This window comes from Citrobacter sp. R-1.5.2, assembly GCF_035064245.1.
In the GTDB taxonomy this organism is placed as follows: Bacteria; Pseudomonadota; Gammaproteobacteria; order Enterobacterales; family Enterobacteriaceae; genus Citrobacter.
Genome location: NZ_JASEYC010000050.1, coordinates 1 through 2,308 on the forward strand (window position 1 = coordinate 1; position 2,308 = coordinate 2,308).

Genomic DNA, 2,308 nt, shown 5'->3' on the forward strand with positions numbered 1-2,308 from the left:
TCGCGAAATTTCGCAGTCGCGACGCCAGAGACCGAGGGTTAGATCATGCCTAGCATTCACCTTCCGGCCGCCCGCTAAATATCTCCTTTTGGGTTGTTAATAAAACATCCAATAAGTTGACTGTGCGTGAAAAAGAAAGTTTTGTGTGATGGCGTTGAAGATCGCACCGTTAAGCTCTTATGTGGGATGGTGCAGAGCTCGACGACTACCGATAAAACGCAACCGCCGCAAACAGACAAGAAAAAGCCCCAACTGATAACAGTTGGGGCTTCAGTATTGTGATTGGTGGAGCAATAGCACCCTGAACCCAAAACCTTCTCGCTCAACCGGTAGTGGCTGATAACAACTCGTGAGGGCTATTGCGGGTTAAGCATTTAGCGATGTCTAGGGCCAGACTGGACGTCTGAACGCAAGCCGCTGATACTGTACATAACCACAGTATCAGCGGAGGATACCCATGTCGCTGGCAAGGAACGCCACGGCGAGTCAATCGCCCACTCAAACAAACGGTTACGAACGCCACCAACCCGACCAGACGCTGCTCTACCAGCTGGTTGAGCAGCACTACCCAGCCTTCAAAGCCTCACTCGAAGCCCAAGGTCAACACCTGCCTCGCTACATCCAACAAGAATTCAACGACCTCCTCCAATGTGGCCGTCTGGAGTATGGTTTCATGCGGGTTCGCTGCGAGGATTGTCATCACGAGCGTCTGGTCGCCTTCAGCTGTAAACGACGCGGCTTTTGCCCTAGCTGCGGTGCCCGCCGGATGGCCGAGAGTGCGGCGCTGCTGATAGACGAAGTCTTCCCCAAGGAGCCCATTCGCCAGTGGGTGCTCAGCTTTCCTTTCCAGCTACGCTTTTTGCTGGCTCGCCATCCCCAGCTGATGGGCCAGGTCTTGAGTATCGTCTATCGTACACTCTCAACTCATCTGATCAAAAAAGCCGGTTACACCAAAGCCTCTGCACAAACTGGCTCAGTGACTCTTATCCAACGCTTTGGCTCCGCGCTAAATCTCAATGTCCACTACCACATGCTGTTTCTCGATGGTGTCTATGCCGAAGATGACTATGGCAAGCAACGCTTCCATCGTGTCAAGGCACCCACTTACGATGAGCTGAATACGCTCGCTCACACCCTCAGCCATCGCATCGCTCGCTGCATGGAAAAGCGTGGGATTTTGGAGCGTGATGCCGAGAATACGTGGTTGACACTGGAAGAGGGCGAAGACGATACGCTGACTCAATTACATGGTGCTTCGGTTACGTATCGCATTGCCGTCGGCCCCCAGCAAGGGCGCAAAGTCTTCACCCTGCAAACCTTGCCAGGGCGTGAGGATAAAGCCGACTCAAGCAGTCGAGTAGCCAACCATGCTGGTTTCTCGCTACACGCCGGTGTGATGGCCGAAGCGCATCAGCGGGATAAGCTTGAGCGCTTGTGTCGCTACATTAGTCGGCCAGCGGTTTCAGAAAAACGTCTGGCATTAACCGCCAATGGGCAGGTGCGTTACGAGCTCAAAACTCCGTACCGCAATGGCACCACCCATGTGATCTTCGAGCCGCTGGACTTCATCGCCAAACTCGCTGCGTTGGTACCTAAGCCGCGAGTCAACCTCACACGCTTCCACGGCGTCTTTGCACCGAACAGCAAACACCGAGTTCAAGTAACACCCGCCAAGCGGGGCAAGAAGCCCGACAAATCGGAAGGTCTCGATACTAACTGGCGTGACAAGAGTCCTGCAGAGCGCCACCGCGCCATGACCTGGATGCAACGCCTCAAGCGAGTCTTCAATATTGATATTGAAGTCTGCGAACACTGCGGCGGTCACGTCAAAGTGATTGCCAGCATCGAAGATCCGAAGGTCATTGAGCAGATTCTCAAGCATCTGAAACAGAAAACAGCCAAGGCGAATGCCGCCAAGCAGCGTGAGCTGCCACCAGAACGAGCGCCGCCACTGACTCCCAGCCTGTTCGATCCATCACAGAGTCGTCTCTTTGACTGACGACCCCAAATCCAACACTGCTCAACACTGCCAACTTTTAAACGGGGCGGTGGGGCAGTTTGTATCTCTCGAGCTATCAGGCTAGAGATTTTACCGCCAAATCGAACCTTATTAGAGCGGTTTAGGCTGGACCGGCAGTTAAAATTGGGGCTTGAGCGGTAAACGAGTGAGGGAATTTCAGGTAAGATACTTCGGATGAGGAGCAAAAAGGTGGTTTATACTTCCTATACCCAGTAGTGTTCCCCTGTCGGTTTGGTTGGGGTCGATGCCCCACTTTGGGCGCGGCGTTGGGCGCCGCAAGATGAAAGC

At 53.7% G+C, this 2,308-nt stretch carries 1 protein-coding gene; it reads left to right on the forward strand.

Annotation, left to right across the window (positions count from 1 at the left end; genetic code table 11):
- Nucleotides 1–457 precede the first annotated feature (457 nt).
- Nucleotides 458–1,999, forward strand: coding sequence for an IS91-like element ISCR1 family transposase (locus QMN38_RS26350; RefSeq protein WP_000050481.1), 1,542 nt, complete (start codon nt 458–460; stop codon nt 1,997–1,999).
- Nucleotides 2,000–2,308 lie beyond the last annotated feature (309 nt).